Here is a 25,005-nt window from a genome sequence, read left to right as displayed (position 1 = left end):
CTTAGACTTTTTTTAAATTACACATTGGAAATCCTAATGTTTTACGATAATTATAATAAGCTTCAGCTACAGATTTGGTTAAATTGCGAATGCGCAAAATATAACATTGTCGCTCAGTTACTGACATAGCTTTACGAGAGTCTAAAAGATTAAAACTATGAATTGCTTTTAGAACACATTCATAAGCAGGGATAGGTAAAGGATCTTTCAAGCTTAATAGATATAAAATTTCTTTTTCATATTGTTCAAAACGAATTAGCAAAAAATCAGTATTTGCGTATTTAAAATTATAAGCTGATTGTTCTAATTCATTTTCATAAAAAATATCTTTATATGTAATTGTACCATATAAGCCGTTATTCCATACTAAATCATATACATTATCCACATGCTGTATAAACATTGCAATTCGTTCTAAACCATAAGTAATCTCACCAGTAACAGGTCTACAATCCATACAACCAATCTGCTGAAAGTAAGTGAATTGAGAAATCTCTAGACCATTAAGTAAAATCTCCCAACCTAGACCCCAAGCTCCTAAGGTTGGATTTTCCCAATCATCCTCTACAAAACGTATATCTTGAACAGTAGGATTTATATCTAGTTTCTTTAGTGAATTTAAATATAGTTCTTGAATATTTTTTGGAGAAGGTTTCATAATAACTTGAAATTGAAAGTAGTACTGTAAACGATTTGGATTGTTACCATAACGACCATCAGTAGGTCTACGTGAAGGTTGGACATAGGCTGCTGCAATTGGCTCAGGACCCAGTGCATGTAAACAAGTGATTGGATGAGAAGTTCCAGCTCCTACTTCTATATCTAATGGTTGTATAAGAATACAGCCTTGCCTCATCCAATATTCTTGTAATGTTAAAATTAACCCTTGGAATGTTTTTATATCGAATTTCTTCATATACATTTAAAATTTATTTGATATTGGATAAAAAACAACTGACATACGTTGTTTTAAAGATAAATATTTTATAGATATACACTATTAAAAATAGATTATCACTCTATATTGTGATTAATTGATGATATTAGATATATTTTATAAGAGTGACTCTTATGTACTAATAAAATTATTTGCCTATACAAAAACTAGAAAATATTTTATTTAATAAATCTTCAGAAGTAAAAGAACCTGTAATTTTGTTTAGTTCCTTTTGCGCAAGTTGCAAATATTCAGCTATAAATTCTTCATTATAGTAATTAATTAATAGTGCTTCATTACTTTTTATCAAATAATTATAAGCTATTTCTAAAGATTGAAGATGACGGCGTCTAGCCACAAAATTACCTTCTACAGTATTTTTAAAACCTATTGTTTTCCTAAGATGTTTAAGTAAATATTGCATGCCATCATTATTCAATGCAGATAAATGAACTACTGTAAATCCATTGATTTTAGTAATACCTATAGATTCTCCTGTAATATCAGATTTATTTCTTACAATTGTAACAGGTACTTTTATTGATAAATCAGATAAAAATTTTGATAACATTTCTATAGATTGTTTTGGTGTGACATGTTTTCCATCTACTATAAATAAAACATGATCTGCTTTTTCAATTTCACATACAGCTCGTTTGATACCAAGATATTCAATTTCATTTTGAGAATCACGCAATCCCGCTGTATCGAGTATACGCAGAGGTATTCCGTCGATATTAATGTACTCATGTAATACATCACGTGTTGTACCAGCTATATTTGTAACAATAGCTGTTTCCTTTTTTATTAAAGAGTTAAATAAACTAGATTTTCCAGCATTAGGATATCCAGCAATTACAATTGTCATTCCTTCATTTAATAAGCAACCTTGATGTGATTGTAAAATCAGTTGTTTTAAATTGTAAATAATAGAACCCATTTTCTTGGAAAGATCATTTTTAGAAATAAAATCAACTTCTTCATTAGGAAAGTCAATAGCTGTTTCTATAAATATTCGCAAGTTAACAAGATCTTCTGTTATTTTACTTATGCGCTTTGAAAACATACCTTGCAATGAATTAACTGCTGAACGAGCTGCCTGTTCTGAACTTGCATTAATTAAATCTGAAATTGCTTCTGCTTGTGTCAAATCAATTTTTTCATTTAGAAAAGCTCTTTCAGAAAACTCACCTGGATTTGCAATACGTACTTTAGGCAGACTTATAATGCATTTTAATAATAAATCTAAAATTATTGGCCCTCCATGACAATGAAGCTCTAAAACATCTTCACCAGTAAAAGAATGTGGACTAGGAAACCATAAAGCAATACCTTTATCCAATATTATACCATTAAAATCATTAAAGGGTAAATAATCAGCATAACGAGGTTTTGGAACTTTACGTAATACTTTTTTTGCAATTTCTAAAGCTTTAATTCCGGAAACACGTAAAATACCTATACTACCACGTCCGATAGGAGTTGCTTGTGCAACAATAGTATCACTTTGCATATTAGACCATATTAACCAATACTAAAAATTAATAAAATTTTTATTTCTAATATTTAAATATTAGAAAACTAATTATTCGATTCCATGTTTTTTTAAGCTTCGATATATTATTTGTTGTTGTATAAGTGTTACTAAGTTACTGATAATATAATATATCACTAAACCAGATGGAAACCATAAAAAGAAAACGGTAAATATCATAGGCATATAATTCATGAATTTTTGATGTACTGGATCAGTATTATTTACTGGTGATGTCTTTTGAATAAAAAACATAGTACTGCCCATTATAATTGGTAATATATAATAAGGATCTTGTGAAGATAAGTCATGTATCCAAAAGATAAATGGCGCTTGTCTTAATTCTACACAACTTGAAAGCATGTAATAAAGAGCTAAAAAAATAGGCATTTGAATTATGATTGGTAAACATCCTCCTAAAGGGTTAACTTTTTCTTTTCTGTATAGAGCTATCATTTCTTGACCTATTTTTTGCTTGTCATCCCCTAGACGATCACGTATATTTTGGATTTTTGGTTGTAAAGTGCGCATTCTTGCCATTGATACATATTGAGCTTTACTAAGAGGATACATAATTACACGTACAATACAAGTGATAATTATAATAGAAAACCCCCAATTGTGTACAAAACTATATATAAGCTTCAATAATTTGAATAATGGTTTTGAAATAAACCACAGCCAGCCGTAATCCACTGTTGAGTCAAGATTAGGAGCAAGGAGAGCCATTTTATCTTGAAGTTCAGGACCCAGCCAAATAGTGCTGAACAGATCTTTTTCAGTATGAGCTGGAATAGTTATAGGAGAGGATAGATAACCTATAGTAACAGTATTATTACCAATATTATTGGTGTAAATAGTATTAGTGATTTCATCGTTATTGTTGTCAAGTATTAATGCTGTTGCGAAATACTGTTGAAGCATTGCGACCCAACCGTTTATTGTTCTAATATTTAAATTGTTATTGCTTATAATGTCATTAAATTTGTATTTTTTATATTTTTGGTTGTCTGTGGAATAAGCAGCACCACGGAAATTATGTAAAGCAAAGCTACTATTAGCTTCATAGTTATGTGGCAATGTAAATGATTGTTTTATTTTACCAAAAGATGATATTTTTATGGATTTATTACTAAAATTACTAATGTTATGAAGTACATTTATTGAATACTCACCTCTCTTAAAAATAAATGTTTTTGTATATTTAGTTCCATTATTACTGAGATAAGTAATTGGTACTTTTAATTCATTTTGTCCTTTTTTCATTTCAAAATAATGATTTTGTGTAATAAATTTAGGTCGTATATTTTTATCTATGTTATCAGAACCATCAACACCATTTAATCCAGTTTGTATCTGATATATAAATGTATCACTAGTTTTTAGTAATTTTAATGGTTTATTAGAACCAATAGTTTCCGGAAAATTTAATAATTCCGCTTGACAGATATCTCCTCCGTAAGTGCTAATATTTAATAAAAAAACATCAGTTTTTACAAAAATATTTTGATCTTTATTTTGGATCAAAATATTTTTGTCATCATTATTATTATTAAATGTACTATTTTCACTATTTTTGTTATTACTGTTATTTGTTATTTTTTGATTATCTTCTGAACGTAAATTATAATCTGTTTGCCAAGCTTGCCAAAAAACAATAAACAATAATAAGAAAACAATCAAAAGAAGATTACGTTGTGAATCCATCTTTAATATTCTCTGATATGAAAAGGTCTTGGTGGCACGGGATCGTACCCGCTTTTGCTAAAAGGTTGACATCTTAATATACGTTTTAAAATCAAAATACCTCCTAATGTTATTCCAAAACTTTGTAATGATTCAATAGCATATTGAGAACAAGTTGGATAAAATCTACAATGAGGTTTTAAAGATGAACTTATGAAAAATTGATACATGCGTATCAATGTAACTAATAATCTTAGGACAATTGACAATAACGCTGCCATAATTTCTCCAGTTTTTTCAACAGAACAACATTATCTAAATCAACACTTCTTTTTCTAGCTACTGCTACAAAATCCATAAACGGTAATTTATGTTGATTTAAACGAAAGCTTTCTCTAATTAATCTCTTGATTCTGTTACGTTCATGAGCAAGTCTAACATATTTTTTAGCAATAGTAAGTCCGATACGTGGATGTTGTAGTTTATTAATACGACCAAATATATTAAATTGTAATGAGTAAATACATTTAGGTTCTCGAAATATAAAAAAAAACTCGCTAGATTTTAATAATCGCAATTTTTTTGGAAACTTAAAGCTGTTCATAATATATCAAAAAAAATACTAACAATGTTTAGAAATAGTCAAATTAATTCTACCTTTTGCTCTCCTATAAGATAGGATCTTACGACCATTTTTAGTAGACATACGAACGCGAAAACCATGCGATCTATTTCGTTTAATTACAGAGGGTTGATAAGTTCTTTTCATAAATAATTTTACCTTATAGATCTTCACTCAGAGTACATCTTCAATAATAGCAAATTGATTATTATTTTCTCAACTATTTAGAGTAAAACAAAAAATTTTCCTTAGGATACTATCACAAAAATAATTAATCTTATTTGCAAGTATCATTAGAAAACTTAACTTTAGTTTTCCAATGAAATTGCTGTTTTATTATTGTTGAAGTTTTATGTTTAAGTTATAAGCATTTTAGTGTTTGTTTATATTTTAAATCAATTTTTAATATAGATATAGAATTTTTGTTAAAATTTTAATTTTTTAGCTAGACAGCTTTATAAAAAAAATATTATTAATATTAGTATTTTTTATTTATGTTAACAAATCATTTTCTCATGTTTAGTCTAAATTTTATATAAAATTATAAGATAAGATTGGAGTATTTAAAGTGTCAATTGCTCTTTGGCAACAATGTCTCATTAGATTACAAGATCAGCTAACTGCTACTGAATTTAGTATGTGGATTCGTCCATTACAAGCTAAATATAGTAAAAATATTCTTGCATTATATGCACCAAATAGATTTGTACTTGACTGGGTAAAATATAAATATTATGGAGACATCAATGAATTAATGCAAGAACTTTGTGGAATTGATGCACCTTCATTAAATTTTAAAGTCGGTATTTGTAATCTACAAAACAAGACTATCAAGACTACAAAGAATATTGCAATTCCTATTACATCAATAAGAAAAAATTTTGTAAACAAACAAATTGAAATATCTTCTTGGGATAATCTATTAACAAAATTAAATATTATCCGTAGCTCAAATTTAAACAAGAAATATAATTTTGATAGTTTTGTAGAAGGAAAATGCAATAAATTAGCACGTACAGCAGCATACCAAGTTGCTAATAACACAAATATCAAATATAATCCATTGTTTATCTATGGTAATACCGGACTTGGTAAAACTCATTTACTCAATGCAGTAGGTAATAAAATCACTACTAAAGAACCAAAAATAAAATTAGTTTACATAAATTCAGAACTTTTTGTTCAAAGTATGGTTAAGTCACTAAAAAATAGTGCAATAGAAGATTTTAAATGTTATTATCGTTCAGCTGATACTCTATTGATTGATGACATACAGTTTCTTGCTAACAAAGAAAGATCACAAGAAGAGTTTTTCCATACTTTTAATATATTAATAGAAAATAACAAACAAATAATAATTACTTCAGATCATTATCCAAAAGATTTGCATGGTATTGAAGATCGGTTAAAATCACGTTTTGGATGCGGTTTAACTATAGCAATTAAACCACCAGAATTAGAAACTCGCATAGAAATACTAATGAAAAAAGCTAATGAAAATAATATTCTTTTACCTAAAGAAGTTGCTTGTTTTATTGCTAAAAATTTAAATTCTAATGTACGTGAATTGGAAGGAGCCTTAAATAGAATAATTGCTAACGCTAACTTTATAGGATGTACAATTAATATTGACTTTGTAAATGAAGTATTACAAGATTTATTAGCTTTGCAAGGAGATGTAATTACTATTCCTAATATTCAAAAAAAAGTAGCTGAATATTATAGAATAGCAGTTGTAGATATTATTTCTCAGAATAGATCACGTTCTTTTACATATCCTCGTCAAATTGCTATGACAATAGCTAAAGAACTAACTAACTATAGTTTATCAGAAATAGGAAATGCTTTTGGTGGACGTGATCATACTACTGTACTGCATGCTTATCGAAAAATTAAACTATTATGTAAAAATAATTATAATTTTGAAAAAGATTTTTATAAAATTATTAAATTATTATCTTTATAGAAATATTTATAATTATGAAACTACTTATTGAAAGAGAAAAAATAATTAAGCCATTACAACAAATTAGTTCTGTATTAAATAGCCGTCCCGTACAACAAATTCTTGGAAACATATTAATAAAAGCAAATGATCGGATGCTATTTTTGACTGGAACTGATCTAGAAATAGAGATGATAGCATGCGTAGAATTGTTAAAATTATATGAACATGGATCTATTACAGTACCAGCAAGAAAATTTTTAGAGATTTGTCGCAATATTCCATCAGGGTCAATTATAGATATTCTTGCTAAACAGAATCGAATGTTAATAATATCTGGTAATATTAATTTTTCGTTGTCAACATTACCATCTTCAAATTTTCCAGATATTAATGATTGGAATATTGTAATAGAATTTGATTTATTACAAGATAATTTAAAGAAATTAATAGAATTTACACAATTCTCAATGGGTAATCAAGATATTCGTCACTATCTAAATGGAATTATGTTTGAAATAGGGAATCAAGAAATTCGTACAGTAGCAACAGATGGACATCGTTTAGCAACTTATTTTATTAATATTAACAATAAATTACCCAAATATTCGATAGTGTTACCACGCAAAGGTGTAACTGAATTGTCACGTATATTAAACGGAGAAAACATAAATTTAAAAATACAAATTGGTTCTAGTAATATTAGAATTCATACAAAAAAAATTATTTTTACATCCAGATTAATTAATGGAATATTCCCAAATTACCGTCAAGTATTAGAAAAACCTCCAAATAAATCATTAGAAGTAGATTGTACTTTACTTAAACAAGCGTTATCACGAGCTTCGATTCTATCTAATGAAAAATTTCGAGGTGTTCGTCTACATATTAGTAAAAATCAATTGATTATAACAACTAGTAATTATAATCATGAAAAATCAGAAGAAAAATTAGCAGTTAAGTATAGTGGTGATAAATTGGAAATTTGCTTTAATGTTATATATATTATAGATGTATTAAACACATTAAAATGTAGCCAGGTACGTTTATCATTTATAAATTCTATATCTAGTATGCATATTCAAGATATTAATAATCCTTATGCTTATTATGTTGTAATGCCCATGAGAATATAAGTTTGTATGTATTACATGTATAAAATGCCAACGTATTGTTTGCTAGTTGAAACAAAATAAACTTATACCTTAGTTTATAATTATTTAATAGTAGCTTCCAAATAAGCTATTTGACTATGGAATATAAATTGTAATTAATAAGAAACATTGTAATAATGAGAAATATCAATGTCAAATTCCTATAATTCTTCTAATATTAAAGTCCTTCGAGGATTAGATGCTGTACGTAAGAGACCAGGTATGTACATTGGAAACACAGATGATGGCACTGGTCTACACCATTTAGTGTTTGAAATTGTTGACAACGCAATTGATGAATCTCTAGCTGGTCATTGCGATTTAATTTGTGTCATTGTACACAATGACAATTCTATTTCTGTTAAAGATAATGGTCGAGGAATACCCACAGATATTCATGTAGAGGAAGGTGTTTCTGCTGCTGAAGTCATCATGACAATATTACATGCTGGTGGTAAATTTGATAATAGTTCTTACAAAATATCTGGTGGTCTGCATGGAGTGGGAGTTTCTGTAGTGAATGCCCTTTCAGAAAAATTAGAATTACATATATATAGAGATAGTAATATATATAAACAAATTTATCATTATGGGGTCCCAGAGTCTTCATTACATGTCATTGGAAAGACTCAATCTAGCGGAACCATGATACGTTTTTGGCCAAATTATCAGATATTTAATAATATAATTAAATTCGATTATAGTGTTTTATCTAAGCGTCTGAGAGAATTATCTTTCTTAAATGCTAACATTTCTATTCACTTGATCGATGAACGAGAAGATAAAAAAGATTATTTCCATTATAGCGGAGGTATTAGGTCTTTTATTGAATACTTAAATCAAAATAAAAATCCAATACATCCAAACATTTTTTATATCAACAATGAAAAAGATAATGTTGGCATAGAAATAGCAATGCAGTGGAATGATGGTTTGCAAGAAAACATTTGTTGTTTTACAAATAATATACCACAGCAAGATGGAGGAACTCATCTTGCTGGTTTTCGTACAGCTTTAACACGCACATTAAATTCTTATATGGATAAAGAAGGTTACCATAAAAAATTCAAAATTAATGTTACTGGAGATGATGCTCGTGAAGGTTTGATTGCGGTTGTTTCGGTAAAAGTTTTAGATCCAAAATTTTCTTCTCAAACCAAAGAAAAACTAGTGTCATCTGAAGTAAAATCTGCTGTCGAGCAACAAATGAGCGAACAGCTTTTAGAATATTTATTAGAGCATCCTAATGATGCAAGAATAATAGTCAATAAAATTATTGATGCAGCACGTGCTAGAGAAGCTGCACGTCGAGTACGAGAAATGACTAGACGTAAGGGAATACTAGAATTAGTTGGATTACCAGGTAAATTAGCAGATTGCCAAGAACATGATCCAATGTTATCAGAAATTTATTTGGTAGAAGGTGATTCAGCAGGTGGTTCAGCAAAACAAGGACGTAACCGAAAAAATCAAGCCATTTTACCTTTAAAAGGCAAAATTCTTAATGTTGAAAAAGCAAAGTTTGATAAAATGATTTCTTCAGAAGAAGTTATAACATTAATAACTGCTTTGGGTTGTGGTATTGGTAGAGATGAATATAATCCTGATAAAATTCGATACCATAGAATTATTATTATGACTGATGCTGATGTTGATGGATCACATATTCGTACTTTATTATTAACCTTTTTTTATCGTCAAATGCCAGAAATTATACAAAGAGGTCATATATATATAGCGCAACCTCCTCTATATAAGATACAGAAAGGAAAGAAAGAATATTATATTAAGGATGAAGCTGAAATGAATGAATACCAAATTAAAAATGCACTAGAAGGATCATTGTTATATGATAAATCTAAATTATTAACTCTACAAGGAAAAGATTTGGCTAAGTTAGTATATAAATTTGATAAAATTAAACAAAAAATAAAAAACATCTCGAGTTTTTTTCCTTCTAATTTATTAAATTCCCTAATTAATAATAAAACAACTGATTTTAGTAATGAATTAGAAGTATATGAATGGTCAAATAGTATAATAAAATATTTAAATAAATATGAAAACAATAATAGTAAATATACTTTTAAATTACTCAAAAATGAAACAAAATGTTGTTTTAGCCTGATTTTAAATATTTATACTTATGGTATTAATACAGAATATGTAATAGATGAAGAAATTTTTAACAATATAGATTTCAAAAATATTTATGATTTAAATGATACCTTTCGTAATTTCCTAAAAGAAGGCTTACATGTTCAAAGAGGAGAAAAACATACATTAGTAGATAATTTCGAACAGGCCATTAATTGGTTAATAAATGAATCTAATAATAATATATCAATTCAAAGATATAAAGGTTTAGGAGAAATGAATCCAAATCAGTTATGGAACACAACTATGAATCCCGATACTCGACGTATGTTACGTGTAACAATTACAGATGCAATGGTTGCAGATCAATTATTTAGAACTTTAATGGGTGAAGCAGTAGAGCCTAGACGTATATTTATTGAAAATAACGCTTTAAAAGCGTCTAATATTGATATTTAATATTCAGAAAAATCAAAAACAATTAATATGTAGATCAAATACAACGTTCTACAGATTTTAAGATAAATTTAGGTTATAGTTGGATTAAAACATTATAAATTATTAACTTCAGGTTTCTTAATGCCAGTAAAAATTTTATCTTCAAGAATAATAAGCTTATATTCATTTTGCCAAAATCCAATAAGTTCTTTAAAAAAAAGTGAAGGAGGCATTTTAGCAATATTGAAAAACTATACTCCTGTGATGTATGCTATTACTCCTGAACGTTTAGCTCAATTATTAGCTTTAGAAGTTAAATCTATGTCAAAAAATAATAATATGCTAATAGAAAACACCTTGATTCATAATAAAATACATACAAATATATATACACCTGTAGGTAAATACGTCATGTATGATGGTTGGAAACCGGACTCTGATTTTATACGACAAGCTGCAGTTTGGGGTATTCCATTGACTAATCCAATAACAGATGCTGAATTATCTGGATTTATATCATATTGGCAAGCAGAAGGAAGTTTATTTCATCATATTCAATGGCAACAAAAATTTGCACGTAATTTGCAAATTATTCGTGCTAATAATTTTGATAAATCAAAAACTAATATTACACAAATATCCAATCCAAATCTTAATATTCCCGAAGGTTTTCGAGGATAATTAATGAAAACAATCAATGATCTTTTGAGTCGATTAAAACAAATAATACCAACAGGTACCAAACCAAAATTTACTAGAGGTGAAGATTTGTTAGCTTGGAACCAAGAAGAAGGTCTTTTAAATTCATCAGTTATTGTTCGTGAAAATAAAGCAATGAAAATGCAGCGAATTATGTGTCGTTCTGGAATTCGTGAATTACATATCAACTGTTCTTTCGATAACTATAATATAGAAAATGAAGGTCAGCGCAAAGCTGTTAGTTTAGCAAGGCAATATTCTATTGAATTTGATGGGAGTATTGCCAGTTTTGTTTTCTCTGGTCGTCCTGGAACCGGTAAAAATCACTTGGCAGCAGCGATAGGTAATGATTTAATTTTAAGGGGAAAAAGTGTATTAATTGTTACAGTTGCCGATTTAATGTCCAGCATGAAAGCTACGTTTAACGAAACTAGTGAGATTACAGAAGAACAGTTAATTAAGAACTTAAGTAATGTTGATTTACTCATCATTGATGAGATAGGTATACAAAGCGAATCAAGATACGAAAAAATGATTATTAATCAAATTATTGATAGAAGATCTTCCTCTAAAAAACCAACTGGCATGTTATCAAATTTAGATCATAATAGTATGAATATACTATTAGGTGAAAGAGTTATGGATAGAATGAGACTAGGGAAAAGTATGTGGATATATTTTGATTGGGAAAGCTATCGGAGTCGTATTCAAGGAAATGAATATTAAAAAAGCTTAATATTTATATCCTGTTATAATACAGTAACAGACTTATTCTACAGTAACAGACTTAGCTAAATTACGAGGTTGATCTATATTTCTATGTTTAATAACAGCAACATAATAAGAAAGCAACTGTAACGGAATTGTATAAAAAATAGGTGCTGTTACATTTTCTATATAAGGTAATTGAATGATCTTCATATTTAGTTCATTTTTAAAGTTAGTATTTTGATCAGTAAAGATGTATAATAAACCACCTCTAGTCCTAATTTCTTCTATATTGCATTTTAATTTTCTTAAAAGTTCATTATTTGGTGCAATTACTATAACGGGCATTTTATTATCAATTAAAGCTAAAGGACCATGTTTTAATTCCCCAGCTGCATATGCTTCAGCATGAATATAGGATATCTCCTTTAACTTAAGAGCTCCTTCCATGGCTATTGGGTAATGATCCCCTCTACCTATAAATAGTGCATGATTTTTATTAAAGAAATCTTTGGCGATTTCTTCTATAATATGATCTCTGGCAAGTACTTGTTCTATTCGAAATGGTAATATCTGAATTGCTTTAATAATGCTATGTTGAACTTCTAAATTCATACCATTTAAACTACCCAATTTAATTACCAACATCAACAAAACTATTAATTGCGTACTAAATGTCTTAGTAGAAGCTACCCCTATTTCAATCCCAGATTTAGTCGTTAAATATAAATCTGATTCGCGTACTATGGAAGAATGTAGTACATTACATATTGCTAATGAACCTATATAGTTTAGTTTTTTTGATAAACGTAATGCTGCTAAAGTATCAGCAGTTTCACCAGATTGTGATAGAACAATTAACAAACTATTTTTTCTTACTTGAAGTTTACGATATCTAAATTCAGATGCAATTTCAACATCACAAGGAATATTAGCTAAAGATTCGAACCAGTAACGAGAAACCATTCCAGAATTATATGATGTTCCACAAGCGATAATTTGAACATGTTTAATGTTTTTTAAAAAATTCATATTGACGCCTAATTCACTAAGATCTATTTCTTTATCTTTACAACGCCCCTTTAATGTGTTTTTAATAGCTACAGGTTGCTCATATATTTCTTTTTGCATATGATGTCTATACTTGCCTTTACTAGTTATATCATAATGAACGTATGATTTAATCTCATTTCTATTTACGATATTACCTATAACATTAAAAATGTTAATTTTATCATAGCTAATTTCTGCAACATCTCCTTCTTCTAGATGAATAAAACTATTAGCTATTGATAATAAAGCTATCTGATCGGATGCAATAAAATTTTCATCTACCCCACAGCCAATTACTAAAGGGCTGCCTATTCTTGCAGCTACAAGAGTAGATGGATTGCTTTTGTCCATAACAACTATTCCAAATGATCCTCTAATTTCCCTAATGGTCTGAAATACAACTTCTAGCAAAGATCCACCATGCTGTTTTTGTTTTAAATGGAATAAATGCGCTATTACTTCAGTATCGGTTTCAGAAGAAAAAATATACCCGTAAGATAAAAGCTCTTTTCTCAATTTTTCATGATTTTCAATAATGCCATTATGAACAATAACTATATGTTCCGATAAGTGAGGGTGAGCATTAATTTCTGAAGGAGCACCATGAGTTGCCCAGCGTGTATGAGCTAATCCAATAATACCCTTTAAATTTTTATTTTGGGTAGTATCTATTAATTTTTGTACTTTACCTAAACAACGAAAACGATTAAACTTACCAAGTTGATCTATAATAGCTAAACCAGCTGAATCATATCCTCGATATTCTAAACGTAATAACCCTTCCAATAAGATGTTTGCTATATTACGTTGTGATACAGCTCCGATAATTCCACACATAATAATGTTTTTCTTAAAATGATTATTAAATTGTAATATCAGAAAATGAATTTATTTTTCTGATGGACGTTTCCAATTTTTTTTATGAATCTGTTGTTTAGAATTTAATACTAAATTTGCATTTTTTACATCTCTTAACACTGTTGTACCTGCTGCTATAGTAACATTATCTGCTATACTTATAGGAGCGATTAATTGACTGCAAGCACCAATAAATACATTATTTCCAATAACAGTATTTAATTTATTTTTACCGTCATAGTTACAAGTTATTGTACCTGCTCCAATATTCACATTAGAACCAATTTCTGAATTTCCAAGATAAGAGAGATGTTTTGCTTTTGAAGCACTTCCTAAAGAAACATTTTTTATTTCAACAAAATTTCCTATACATGCGTTTTTATCTAAATTGACATTATTACGAAAATGAGAAAACGGACCAACATCGCATTGTATTGATAAATTTGAATTATTTATAACTGAATATGGATAAATATTACAGTCATCACCAATAAAACTGTTTTTAATAATACAACCTGGACCAATTTTAACTCTATTACCTAAAACCACATTTTCTTCAAAAATAACATCTATATCTATTACAACATCAATTCCACATATTAATGTACCTCTAAGATTAAAGCGATTAGGATCAAGTAATGTAACACCAGACAACATTAGTTTTTCTGCTTGCTTATTCTGATAAATTTTTTCTAGATTGGCTAATTGTAATCGATTATTTATGCCTTTTATTTCATCTGTATCTATTGGATTAATAGATTGAATAAAACAATTATCTTGATAAGCAATCTTAATTACATCTGTTAAATAATACTCTTTTTGAGCATTATTATTATTAATATTTCTTAACCAATGTTTCAATTTTCCAACATTAGCAATCATGATCCCTGTATTTATTTCTCTTATAGTAAATTGATGAGAAGATATATCTTTATGTTCAATTATTTCGGTGATAATACCATTTTTTCTAATTATTCTACCATATCCATTTGGATCGTCCGATACTACGGTTAATAATCCAATACTATTTTTTGGTTTTATATTACATAAACGTTTTATTGTTTCTTTAGAAATTAAAGGAATATCGCCATATAAAACTAATAAATCTTCATTATCATTAAGATATGGAAGTACTTGTGCAATTGCATGTCCTGTCCCTAATTGTTCTTCCTGTAATATCCAGTTTATCGAAGGATCATTAAAAGAACTTTTAAGTAATTCTCCTTTAAAACCATATACAATATAAATGTTATTTCTATTAATGTGTTTAGCTATATCAACAACATATTTTATAACAGGTTTTCCTGCTAACGTATGCAATACTTTTGGTAAATCTGAACACATACGTGTTCCTTTACCGGCTGCAAGAATTACTACGTTTATTAAGTTATTATACATTAAATTATTTTAGTTTGATGATCAAATTTATTATAAATAATAACTAAAGTTAAAAAAAATAACTGATACAGTATATAAAGCTAACACAAAAACAACTTATACAGTATATACAATATTATTTATTTGATTGATTTTTTAGTTAATTCAATTACACGCAATTTTGCCATAGCTTTTGCTAATTTTACAGAAGCTATCAAATAATTAATATCCTTATGTTTATCTTTTATTTGTTGTTCAGCTTTAGATTTCGCTTTTAATGCACGTTGTTCATCTAAATCTGTACCTCTAATTGCAATATCAGCTAAAACTATACTGCGACTTGGTTGCACTTCAAATATACCTCCTGAAAGATAAATAAATTCTTCTTCTCCATTTTTTTTAATTAAACGAATCATTCCTGGTTTAATAACCGTTAATAAAGGAGAATGACCAGGATAGATTCCTAACTCTCCTTCAATGCCTGATACTTGAAGTTTTTGTACAAAACCGGAAAACAATTGCTTTTCAGCACTAACTACATCCAAACGATAATTTTTAATCATAGCGTCTTATACTCTTAAAACACTTTTTAAACTTACAAAGTTTTTGCCTTGTGTACAGCTTCTTCTATAGTACCTACCATATAAAAGGCCTGTTCAGGTAAATCATCAAATTCACCTTCTATAATGCCTTTAAATCCACGGATAGTATCTTTTAGAAAAACATATTTACCAGGAGAACCAGTAAAAACTTCAGCAACAAAAAAAGGTTGAGATAAAAATCTCTCAATTTTACGAGCTCTTGCTACTAACAACTTATCTTGTTCTGATAATTCATCCATTCCTAATATAACTATTATATCTTTTAGTTCTTGATATCTTTGCAAAATAGATTTTACTCCACTAGCTACAGAGTAGTGCTCTTGACCAATAAATAATGGGTCTAACTGTCTGCTAGTTGAATCAAGTGGATCAACAGCGGGATAAATACCTAGAGATGCAATTTGACGACTGAGTGTTATAGTGGAATCTAAATGAGAAAAAGTAGCTGCAGGAGCTGGATCAGTTATGTCATCAGCAGGTACATATATTGCTTGAACTGAAGTAATGGAGCCGATTTTAGTCGAAGTAATGCGTTCTTGAAATAAACCTATTTCTTCCGCTAAAGTTGGTTGATAGCCTACTGCAGAAGGCATACGACCCAAAAGTGCTGACACTTCAGTACCCGCTAAAATATAACGATATATATTATCAATAAATAATAAGACATTACGTCCTTCATCCCGGAATTGTTCTGCTATGGTAAGACCAGTAAGAGCTACTCTTAAACGATTACCTGGAGGTTCATTCATTTGACCATATACTAAAGATACTTTATCAATAACATTAGAGGTAATCATTTCACGGTAAAAATCATTTCCTTCACGAGTACGCTCACCCACACCAGTGAAGACCGAATAACCAGAATGTTCAGCTGCAATATTACGAATCAATTCCATCATGTTTACTGTTTTGCCTACACCTGCTCCTCCAAACAATCCTATTTTTCCACCCTTTATAAAAGGACATATAAGGTCTATTACTTTAATGCCAGTTTCTAGTAATTCTTGAGAATGAGATTGATCTATATAAGTAGGTGCGGGTTGATGGATAGAAACATACTTAGGTATATTACCATCTTTTTGTTTAAATGGACCTTTCATATCTATAGGTTCACCTAAAACATTCATAATACGACCTAAAGTAGCTTTCCCAACGGGCACTTGAATTTGTCTTTTTAAATCAGTTACTATTAGATCCCTTTTTAAGCCATCAGATGATCCCATTGCTATAGTGCGCACTACGCCACCACCTAAATGCTGCTGGACTTCTAGTATTATATTTTTATCATCATTTAGAACCTCAAGAGCATTATATAGTAATGGAACTTTATCTTGAGGAAACTCTACATCGATTACAGCCCCAATAATCTGGATGATTTTTCCAGTTACCATTTTAAATCCTCAGTATGAATCTTATTATTATTAAACTGCAGAAGCTCCTGAAACAATTTCTATAAGTTCTTGAGTAATACTAGCTTGACGAACCTTATTATACAACAAATTGAGTTCATTGATTAAACTGCAACAATTATCGGTGGCTGCTTTCATAGCAACCATTCTTGCAGCTTGTTCACTTGCTAAATTCTCCAATACTGCTTGATAAAATTGTGATTCTATATACCTATATAATAAATTATTTAATAATGTTTTAGAATCGGGTTCATATAAATAATCCCATGTTGATTTAGTATTATTTTCGTTCTTTATAGGTAATAAGGGTATTATTTGATTAATTTTCGGACTTTGAATCATTGTACTTTGAAATTGATTACTTACTATATATAGTTTATCAATATTTTCATTATCATAAGCATTTAACATAACTTTAACTAACCCAATTAATTCCGAAAAATCAAAATCATCATCTATCCCACTAATTTGTGCAATAACATTAATATCACTACTAATAGAATTAAAAAAAGAAATCCCTTTAGAACCTAAAACAGCTAACACAGCCTCTATGTTTTTTTCCTGAAAACATTTTATATGGTTTAACAATTTTTTGAATAAATTGATATTCAAACCACTACATAATCCTCGATCAGTTGAAATAAGCAAATAACCAACTTTTTTAACTTCTCGTTCTATTAAATAATTGTGTTTGTATTCTAAATTACCTAAAGTAATATGATTTATAACCTGAATTATTAGGTCATGATATGGTCGGCTAGCTAACACACGTTCTTGAGTTTTGCGCATTTTAGACGCAGCAACCATTTCCATTGCTTTTGTTATTTTCTGTGTATTTTTTATACTTTCTATTTTATTTCGTATTTGTTTTATGCTAGCCATTGATTTGTTTTTATGCCCTAATTTAAATTATATCATATATAGCAATATTTAAAAGCACGCTACCATGATTTAGTTGATTGAAAAGTATTAAAGAGATTCTTTAATCTTGTACTGATGTCTTCATTGTAATTACTATTTGTATCTATTTCTTTTAATAAATCAGCATAATTTCTTTCAGCAAAATCTATTAATGATTTTTCAAATTGATATATATCTACAACTTCAATATCATCTAAATAACTATTTACAGCTGCAAATAGCAATAAACTTTGATGAGAAATAGACATTGGAGTAAATTGTTTTTGTTTTAAAAGTTCAGTGATTTTTTGGCCATGTTTTAATTGCTTTTGAGTAATTTCATCTAAATCAGAAGCAAATTGAGAAAAAGATGCTAGTTCTCGAAATTGAGCTAATGCAGTCCTAATTCCAGCAGATAATTTTTTTATGATTTCTCTTTGTGCTGAATTACCTACCCTAGATACTGAAATTCCAGGATTCACAGCTGGACGAAAACCTGCATTAAATAAGCTAGATTCTAAAAAAATCTGACCATCTGTAATGGATATTACATTAGTTGGAACAAATGCTGAAACATCACCAGACTGTGTTTCAATTATGGGTAAAGCAGTTAAAGATCCTGTTCTTCCCTTAACTTTTCCATTAGTAACACGTTCTACATAATCTGAAGTTACACGAGATGCTCTTTCTAATAATCTTGAATGTAAGTAGAATATATCACCAGGAAATGCTTCTCTACCTGGAGGACGTCTTAACAACAGTGAAATTTGTCTATAAGCAACTGCTTGTTTAGACAAATCATCATATACAATTAATGCATCCTGACCATTATCACGAAAATATTCAGCCATTGCGCAACCAGAATAAGGTGCTAGATATTGTAGTGTAGCCGATTCAGATGCAGAAGCTACAACTACTATGGTGTTTTTTAATGCCTGATATTCTTCTAATTTACGAATAACACTAGAAACAGTTGACATTTTTTGACCAATGGCAACATAAATACATTTTATACCTGAATTACGTTGGTTTATAATTGTATCTATGGCCAATGCAGTTTTACCAGTTTGACGGTCTCCAATAATTAGTTCGCGCTGTCCTCGTCCAATAGGGATCATTGCATCTATAGATTTATAACCAGTTTGAACTGGTTGATCAACAGATTGACGATCTATAACACCTGGTGCAATTACTTCAACAGATGAAAATCCTTGATGAACAATAGAACCATTTCCATCAATTGGTAGACCTAATGTATTAACTATACGACCTAATAAACCGTCTCCTACAGGTACTTCAAAAATTCGACCTGTACACCTAACTTTCATCCCTTCAATAAGATCAGAAGACGGACCCATGACTACTGCTCCAACAGAATCACGTTCTAAATTAAGAGCTATAGCGTAACGATCATTTGGCAATGATATTATTTCCCCTTGCATTACGTTCTTTAAACCGTATGCTCTTATAACACCATCAGCAACGGAAATAATAATCCCTTCTTCATGGTATTGTGTAGAAATATCAAATTGAGCAATGCGCTGTTTTATTATCTCACTAATCTCTGTAGAATTTAGTTGCATATGTTTAGCCTTCCTAATATTGTAAAATTTTTGCTAAACGAGAGATACGACCACTTATACTATTATCAATAACTAGATCCCCCAAATTAATAATAATACCTGATATTAAAGAGATGTCAGTTTTATTTTTTAACCTAACTTTACGTGCTAAACGCTTTTCTAATAAATGTTTAATATTTTTCAACTGCTCATTACTCAAATTAAAAGCTGAAGTTACAGTAGCTTCTGCTATAGATTTATAATCATCATGTAATTTATCAAATTCGCTTAATACAGCAGGTAATATGTCTAAACGTTTATTTTCAGCCATCAATTTAATTAAATTTTTGGCTGATTGACTTAGTTTATCTCCACATATTTTATCAAAAATATCGTATATATTATTAGCCGATAAACCTCGAGAAAATATTTTTTTTATTTCTTTGTCTGCAGATATTTGTGCAGTTATTATTAGAACACGATGCCAATATTCAATATTTTTATTTTCAAGAGAGATATCGAAAATAGCTTTAGCATAAGGACGAGCTATTGTGATTAATTCAAACATTAACATTTCCTTACATCAGCTCAGTAATTAACTCATCTACAATGTCATTGTTGATATTTTTGTTAATAGAACGTTGTATTATTTTTTCAGCACCAACTACAACTAACTTAGCTAATTGTTTACGTAGTTCCTGGCAAACAATATCGCGCCTAAGATTAATTTCAATTTGAGCTTCTTCTATTATACGAATACGTTCATCATTAGCTTCAGCTTTAGCTTTTTCTAAAATTTGCATACGATGCTTATTAACTTGGTCAATAATGGATTTAGCCTCCTCCTTTGCTTTGTTCAAATGATCTTGAGCATTTTTTAATGTCAAATTTGCATCTTCTTTAGCATTTTTAACAAATGTTAGATTTTCATCAATTTCTTTTTGCCTTATTTCAATTGCATTAATAATAGGAGGCCATACATACTTCATACAAAAAATAACAAACAGAACAAATGATATAGTTTGACCAAGTATAGTTGCATTAATATTCACTATATCACACACCTCATAATCATAAGTATTTAAACTATAAATATTATAGTTTATATTTTTATTAAAAATTTTTACTTGAAATCAATATATCATGCAATTTCATCTACCATGTAATAAATTAAACCTAAATTTTAGGTAAGAGCAAATATTAAATATAAAGCTATTCCTATAGTAATCATTGGAACTGCATCTACTAAACCCATGACAATAAAAAACTGCGTACGTAGTATAGGAATTAGATCAGGTTGACGTGCAGCTCCTTCTAAAAATTTACCTCCAAGGATACTTATCCCGATAGCAGCTCCAATAGATGCTAATCCCATCATAATAGCTGCGGATAAATAAAGAAAATCCACATTTAATTTTTCCATATTAGTCCTCAATATATTAACAATTATAAATTAAAAATCTTAATGTTCCTCTGATGCCATGGATAAATAGACAACTGTAAGGACCATAAAAATAAAAGCCTGTAATACAATAATCAAAATATGGAATATAGCCCATGGTACATTAAGCATCCATTGTATCCACCATGGTAAAAGACCATTAATAAGAATAAAAATTAATTCTCCAGAATACATGTTACCAAATAATCTTAAGCTAAGAGAAATTGGTTTAGCAAAAAGACTAACACTTTCTAAAATAATGTTTATAGGAATAAATATAGGATTCTTAAAAGGAAATAAAGTTAGTTCTTTAGTAAAACCACTAATTCCTTTAATTCTTAAGCTGTAATATATAATCAAAATAAACACACCTAACGCCATAGCTGTTGTAATATTTATATCTGTGGAAGGAACTATACGAATCGTAGATAAACCTATAGTACATTTACTAATATAAGGAAATAAATCTGTAGGAATTAAATCCATTAGGTTCATTAATAAACACCAAACAAAAATCGTTAATGATAAAGGACCAATAAGTGAATTTTTACTACGATAAATATCCTTAATATTTTTATCTACAAAAACAAAAATCAGTTCTACACCTGATTGAAATCTTCCAGGAACTCCAGTTGTCACTCTATTGGCTATTTTATAAAAAATCATTAAAAATAACAATCCTAGTATCAAAGAGAAAAACATAGAATCAATATTTAATATCCAGAAATTTTTATAAATTCCAATATTGTTAGGGTTCACCAACTTAAAAGTACGCAGATCTAATTGAAGATTCGTAAGATGGTGACTTATATATTCCTGGATATTAGGAACTTTATCTATGGCCATAGGGTTATTATACCTTATGTTATTGTTAATTATTACCAGTTTTCATATGTTTCACAAAACACTGTGAAAGCAATCTTCATAAATATTGAGATTAATACTAACCAAAATATAATCTTAATAAAATATCTAAACATAAATTATTGTATATATCAAAATTTACAGACTAAATAGCATTAATTTAAACAATTTAAATTAATATTCATTTATGAAATCATAACGAGATAATTTTAATGAAAAATTATAATTAATTTAATAATTCTATATGTGAATGATATTTCCATTATTATCTTATCATATATAAATTATTATATGTTATAATGCATATTAAATTTTATTAACATTCTCACAAAACATACACAATATTCGCTACTAAATCAATACTTGATTATTTATTTAAATTTAAAATGTATTTAATACATGAAAACAATTTTAAATTGTTATAATCAAAAGTTACTATCTTAATTTTTCTTTATTAGATATATTAATAATCTAATCTTTCTAACATCAATTAAAAAATATACCAATATGCTCAATTGATAACTAAATAAAAATTTACTAGTTATTCTAATATCACAAATCTAGTATGTTCTCATATTTATATGTTTTTTTAAATAAATCAATAAAATAGAAATTGCTGAAGGAGTAATACCTGAAATATTAATAGCTTCACCTATCGAAGATGGTTTATGGTTGTTTAATTTAACAACTACTTCGTTAGATAATCCTTTTACTTTACAATAATCAATATTTTTAGGTAAAGATAGATTTAAACTTTTCTGTTGACGATAAATTTCTTCCATCTGGTGCACAACATAACCTTCATATTTTATTTGGATTTCTACTTGTTCAGCTACTTGCTGATCTAAAATAGCAGGACCAATTGATCTGATTTTCATTACATCTAAATATTTTACTTCCGGTCGGCGCAATAAAGATTCTAAATTTGTCTCTTTTGTTATTGGATTTTTAAGCATTAGATTTATATCTTTAATTATAGGAGATTTAAAATTTATATTAATGGATTTAATACGTTTACGTTCCTGTTCTATTGATTTTGATTTTTGATTAAAAATTTTCCATCTAGTATCATTTACTAAACCTAAATTGCGTCCTATTTTAGTTAAACGCAAATCGGCATTGTCTTCGCGTAAAATTAATCTATATTCAGCACGAGAAGTAAACATTCGGTAAGGTTCTTTAGTGCCAAATTGGCAAAGATCATTAACTAATACGCCGATATAAGATATAGAGCGACAAGGGATCCAACTTTCTAAATTCGCTGATTGACGAGCAGCATTTAAACCAGCTAGTAATCCTTGTGCAGCAGCTTCTTCATAACCGGTAGTTCCGTTAATTTGACCAGCAAAAAATAAACCTTTAATGTTTTTATTTTCCAAAGTTTGTTTCAAATTTCTTGGATCAAAAAAATCATATTCTATCGCATATCCAGGTTGTATTATTTCTGCATTATGCATACCCTTTATTGATCTAATCATTTGAATTTGTACATCAAGTGGTAAACTAGTAGATATGCCATTGGGATAGATTACATTACTAGTTAATCCTTCTGGTTCAAGGAATATTTGATGTGCAATACGATCTGTAAAACGCATAACTTTATCTTCAATTGACGGACAATATCGAGGACCAATGCTTTTTATTTGTCCATTATACATAGGACTTTTATTTATATTGTTAAGTATGATTTCATGAGTTTTTTCGTTTGTATGAGTTATCCAACATGGTAATTGCTTAGGATGTTGCAATATATTGCCAATAAAAGAAAAAACAGGCAGTATATCATCACTAAACTGAGGAATTAATGAATTATAGTCTATAGTTCTAGCATCAATGCGAGGTGGCGTGCCAGTTTTTAAACGATTAGTATTTTTTGATAAATCACGTAATCGTTCTGCTAAAACAATAGATGGTAAATCACCAGATCGACCACCATCATAATTTATTGATCCAATGTGAATTTTACCATTAAGGAAAGTACCCACTGTTAGTACAACAGCCTTTGTTTTTAATTCTAAACCAGTATTAGTAATAACACCGATAATTTTATTATTTTTGATCATTAAATCATATACTTCTGACTGAAATAACGTTAAGTTATTTTGAGATTTTAATAAACCTAGAATTACATTACTATATAATAAGCGGTCAGCTTGTGCACGAGTAGCCCGCACTGCAGGTCCTTTACTAGAATTTAGTATTCTAAATTGTATACCAGCAAGATCTATAGCATGAGCCATTATCCCACCTAAAGCATCTATTTCTTTCACTAAATGTCCTTTGCCGATTCCACCAATTGCAGGATTGCAAGACATTTGTCCAATTGTATCTATATTGTGCGTAATTAATAATGTTTTTTGACCTATCCTAGAAGCTGCCATAGCAGCTTCTACTCCTGCATGTCCACCACCTACTACAATAACATCAAAATTATTTTGTCGAGTCATCAAAATAACACTCCATATTACATAATCCTATGTAATTTATTAAAATCAATTTTAAATTTAATAGTATAATAACTCAATATAATTAATAATATGTTGTTAATTATTAATATTATATTTTATTAATTTTCTTGATAAATTATATTAAGTAAAAAATTACAAATTTCACGAATTAATATTACATTGTTATTGATTTTTATATAGTTCAGATTAACTAAAAGTTAGTATGAGCTTACAGAATAAAAAAATATTTATAATATATATTAAGTAATTAAGTTATTGTTATTATTCTTTTATTGTTATCATTATTCAATGAGAAATATTATCTCTTTTTTACATAAACACTTGACTACTTATATAAATAAAGGATAACATACAAAAAATTAGAAAACATAAATATATTGCAATTAATTCTTGAAGAAGAATTATTAATTATGTCCCCTTCGTCTAGAGGCCTAGGACATCGCCCTTTCACGGCGGCAACAGGGGTCCGAATCCCCTAGGGGACGCTAAAATTAAATGAGAATAATAAAGTAATATTAAATGTGTTTTCAGTTCTTTAACAATCTGGAACAAGTTAAAAACGATTTATTATTTAATTGATTACATTGTTATTAGACGTTGGATAATAATAATTATATGTAAGATCTACATTTTTGAAATGCTTGTGGGTTG

At 28.7% G+C, this 25,005-nt stretch carries 22 protein-coding genes and 1 tRNA gene; 6 read left to right on the top strand and 17 right to left on the bottom strand.

Annotated elements, in window-relative coordinates:
• Position 1: 1 nt before the first annotated feature.
• From glyQ to rpmH, 6 genes are all read right to left on the bottom strand, one after another.
• Positions 2 to 916 carry a glycine--tRNA ligase subunit alpha gene (gene glyQ, locus CRV11_RS03545; protein ID WP_136131960.1) on the bottom strand — a complete coding sequence of 305 codons (915 nt, stop codon included), beginning with the start codon at positions 914 to 916 and terminating at the stop codon, positions 2 to 4.
• 169 nt (positions 917 to 1,085) lie between these two features.
• A complete protein-coding gene (gene mnmE, locus CRV11_RS03540) occupies positions 1,086 to 2,450 on the bottom strand; it encodes a tRNA uridine-5-carboxymethylaminomethyl(34) synthesis GTPase MnmE (RefSeq protein WP_136131959.1) in 1,365 nt (454 codons plus the stop codon).
• A gap of 72 nt (positions 2,451 to 2,522) precedes the next feature.
• Positions 2,523 to 4,178 carry a membrane protein insertase YidC gene (yidC, locus tag CRV11_RS03535; RefSeq protein WP_136131958.1) on the bottom strand — a complete coding sequence of 552 codons (1,656 nt, stop codon included), beginning with the start codon at positions 4,176 to 4,178 and terminating at the stop codon, positions 2,523 to 2,525.
• Between the two features lie 2 nt (positions 4,179 to 4,180).
• Positions 4,181 to 4,438: a membrane protein insertion efficiency factor YidD gene (yidD, locus tag CRV11_RS03530; RefSeq protein ID WP_136131957.1), complete on the bottom strand. Its 258-nt coding sequence runs from the start codon at positions 4,436 to 4,438 to the stop codon at positions 4,181 to 4,183.
• Positions 4,411 to 4,761 carry a ribonuclease P protein component gene (gene rnpA, locus CRV11_RS03525; RefSeq protein WP_136131956.1) on the bottom strand — a complete coding sequence of 117 codons (351 nt, stop codon included), beginning with the start codon at positions 4,759 to 4,761 and terminating at the stop codon, positions 4,411 to 4,413. The genes yidD and rnpA overlap by 28 nt, the downstream gene beginning before the upstream one ends.
• Positions 4,762 to 4,779: 18 nt before the next feature.
• On the bottom strand, positions 4,780 to 4,926 hold the full coding sequence (rpmH, locus tag CRV11_RS03520; RefSeq protein ID WP_136131955.1) for a 50S ribosomal protein L34: 147 nt from the start codon (positions 4,924 to 4,926) through the stop codon (positions 4,780 to 4,782).
• 421 nt (positions 4,927 to 5,347) lie between these two features.
• Here rpmH and dnaA point away from each other — a divergent pair, with 421 nt between their 5' ends.
• The 5 genes from dnaA to dnaC all read left to right on the top strand — a co-directional run bounded on the left by dnaA (position 5,348) and on the right by dnaC (position 11,838).
• A complete protein-coding gene (gene dnaA, locus CRV11_RS03515; protein ID WP_136131954.1) occupies positions 5,348 to 6,745 on the top strand; it encodes a chromosomal replication initiator protein DnaA in 1,398 nt (465 codons plus the stop codon).
• Between the two features lie 14 nt (positions 6,746 to 6,759).
• Entirely contained in the window at positions 6,760 to 7,860 is a 1,101-nt protein-coding gene (dnaN, locus tag CRV11_RS03510) for a DNA polymerase III subunit beta (protein WP_136131953.1), read from the top strand.
• Positions 7,861 to 8,028: 168 nt separating this feature from the next.
• The gene (gene gyrB / locus CRV11_RS03505) at positions 8,029 to 10,434 is read left to right on the top strand and encodes a DNA topoisomerase (ATP-hydrolyzing) subunit B (RefSeq protein WP_136131952.1); all 2,406 of its coding nucleotides are present in this window, start codon (positions 8,029 to 8,031) and stop codon (positions 10,432 to 10,434) included.
• Positions 10,435 to 10,554: 120 nt separating this feature from the next.
• Positions 10,555 to 11,094, top strand: a complete 540-nt coding sequence (gene dnaT / locus CRV11_RS03500) for a primosomal protein DnaT (protein WP_136131951.1) — start codon at positions 10,555 to 10,557, stop codon at positions 11,092 to 11,094.
• Between the two features lie 3 nt (positions 11,095 to 11,097).
• Entirely contained in the window at positions 11,098 to 11,838 is a 741-nt protein-coding gene (gene dnaC / locus CRV11_RS03495) for a replicative helicase loader DnaC (RefSeq protein ID WP_136131950.1), read from the top strand.
• 42 nt (positions 11,839 to 11,880) lie between these two features.
• Here dnaC and glmS read toward each other — a convergent pair whose 3' ends face one another.
• The 11 genes from glmS to mnmG form a co-directional block, all read right to left on the bottom strand.
• Positions 11,881 to 13,710 carry a glutamine--fructose-6-phosphate transaminase (isomerizing) gene (glmS, locus tag CRV11_RS03490; protein WP_136131949.1) on the bottom strand — a complete coding sequence of 610 codons (1,830 nt, stop codon included), beginning with the start codon at positions 13,708 to 13,710 and terminating at the stop codon, positions 11,881 to 11,883.
• Positions 13,711 to 13,761: 51 nt separating this feature from the next.
• Positions 13,762 to 15,129, bottom strand: a complete 1,368-nt coding sequence (gene glmU, locus CRV11_RS03485; RefSeq protein ID WP_136131948.1) for a bifunctional UDP-N-acetylglucosamine diphosphorylase/glucosamine-1-phosphate N-acetyltransferase GlmU — start codon at positions 15,127 to 15,129, stop codon at positions 13,762 to 13,764.
• Positions 15,130 to 15,248: 119 nt separating this feature from the next.
• A complete protein-coding gene (locus CRV11_RS03480; protein ID WP_136131947.1) occupies positions 15,249 to 15,671 on the bottom strand; it encodes a F0F1 ATP synthase subunit epsilon in 423 nt (140 codons plus the stop codon).
• 32 nt (positions 15,672 to 15,703) lie between these two features.
• Positions 15,704 to 17,101: a F0F1 ATP synthase subunit beta gene (atpD, locus tag CRV11_RS03475; RefSeq protein WP_136131946.1), complete on the bottom strand. Its 1,398-nt coding sequence runs from the start codon at positions 17,099 to 17,101 to the stop codon at positions 15,704 to 15,706.
• 30 nt (positions 17,102 to 17,131) lie between these two features.
• Entirely contained in the window at positions 17,132 to 18,001 is an 870-nt protein-coding gene (gene atpG / locus CRV11_RS03470) for a F0F1 ATP synthase subunit gamma (protein ID WP_136131945.1), read from the bottom strand.
• A gap of 59 nt (positions 18,002 to 18,060) precedes the next feature.
• Positions 18,061 to 19,602 (bottom strand): F0F1 ATP synthase subunit alpha, encoded by a 1,542-nt coding sequence (gene atpA, locus CRV11_RS03465; protein ID WP_136131944.1) that lies wholly within the window; start codon positions 19,600 to 19,602, stop codon positions 18,061 to 18,063.
• A 13-nt stretch (positions 19,603 to 19,615) separates the two neighbouring features.
• Positions 19,616 to 20,149: a F0F1 ATP synthase subunit delta gene (locus tag CRV11_RS03460; RefSeq protein ID WP_136131943.1), complete on the bottom strand. Its 534-nt coding sequence runs from the start codon at positions 20,147 to 20,149 to the stop codon at positions 19,616 to 19,618.
• A 10-nt stretch (positions 20,150 to 20,159) separates the two neighbouring features.
• Entirely contained in the window at positions 20,160 to 20,633 is a 474-nt protein-coding gene (gene atpF, locus CRV11_RS03455) for a F0F1 ATP synthase subunit B (protein WP_136131942.1), read from the bottom strand.
• Between the two features lie 131 nt (positions 20,634 to 20,764).
• Entirely contained in the window at positions 20,765 to 21,004 is a 240-nt protein-coding gene (gene atpE / locus CRV11_RS03450) for a F0F1 ATP synthase subunit C (protein WP_136131941.1), read from the bottom strand.
• Between the two features lie 39 nt (positions 21,005 to 21,043).
• Positions 21,044 to 21,868, bottom strand: coding sequence for a F0F1 ATP synthase subunit A (gene atpB / locus CRV11_RS03445; protein ID WP_136131940.1), 825 nt, complete (start codon positions 21,866 to 21,868; stop codon positions 21,044 to 21,046).
• Positions 21,869 to 22,446: 578 nt separating this feature from the next.
• Positions 22,447 to 24,333 carry a tRNA uridine-5-carboxymethylaminomethyl(34) synthesis enzyme MnmG gene (gene mnmG, locus CRV11_RS03440; protein ID WP_136131939.1) on the bottom strand — a complete coding sequence of 629 codons (1,887 nt, stop codon included), beginning with the start codon at positions 24,331 to 24,333 and terminating at the stop codon, positions 22,447 to 22,449.
• A gap of 433 nt (positions 24,334 to 24,766) precedes the next feature.
• On the opposite strand from mnmG, the gene CRV11_RS03435 reads away from it, so the two are divergent.
• Positions 24,767 to 24,839 (top strand) — tRNA-Glu (locus CRV11_RS03435).
• The last annotated feature ends 166 nt before the right edge of the window (positions 24,840 to 25,005 follow it).

Origin of the sequence: Candidatus Pantoea edessiphila (assembly GCF_002933335.1) — a bacterium.
In the GTDB taxonomy this organism is placed as follows: domain Bacteria; phylum Pseudomonadota; class Gammaproteobacteria; order Enterobacterales; family Enterobacteriaceae; genus Pantoea_C.
Note: the sequence above shows the minus strand (reverse complement) of the source record. Positions and strands in the feature narration are given on the sequence as shown.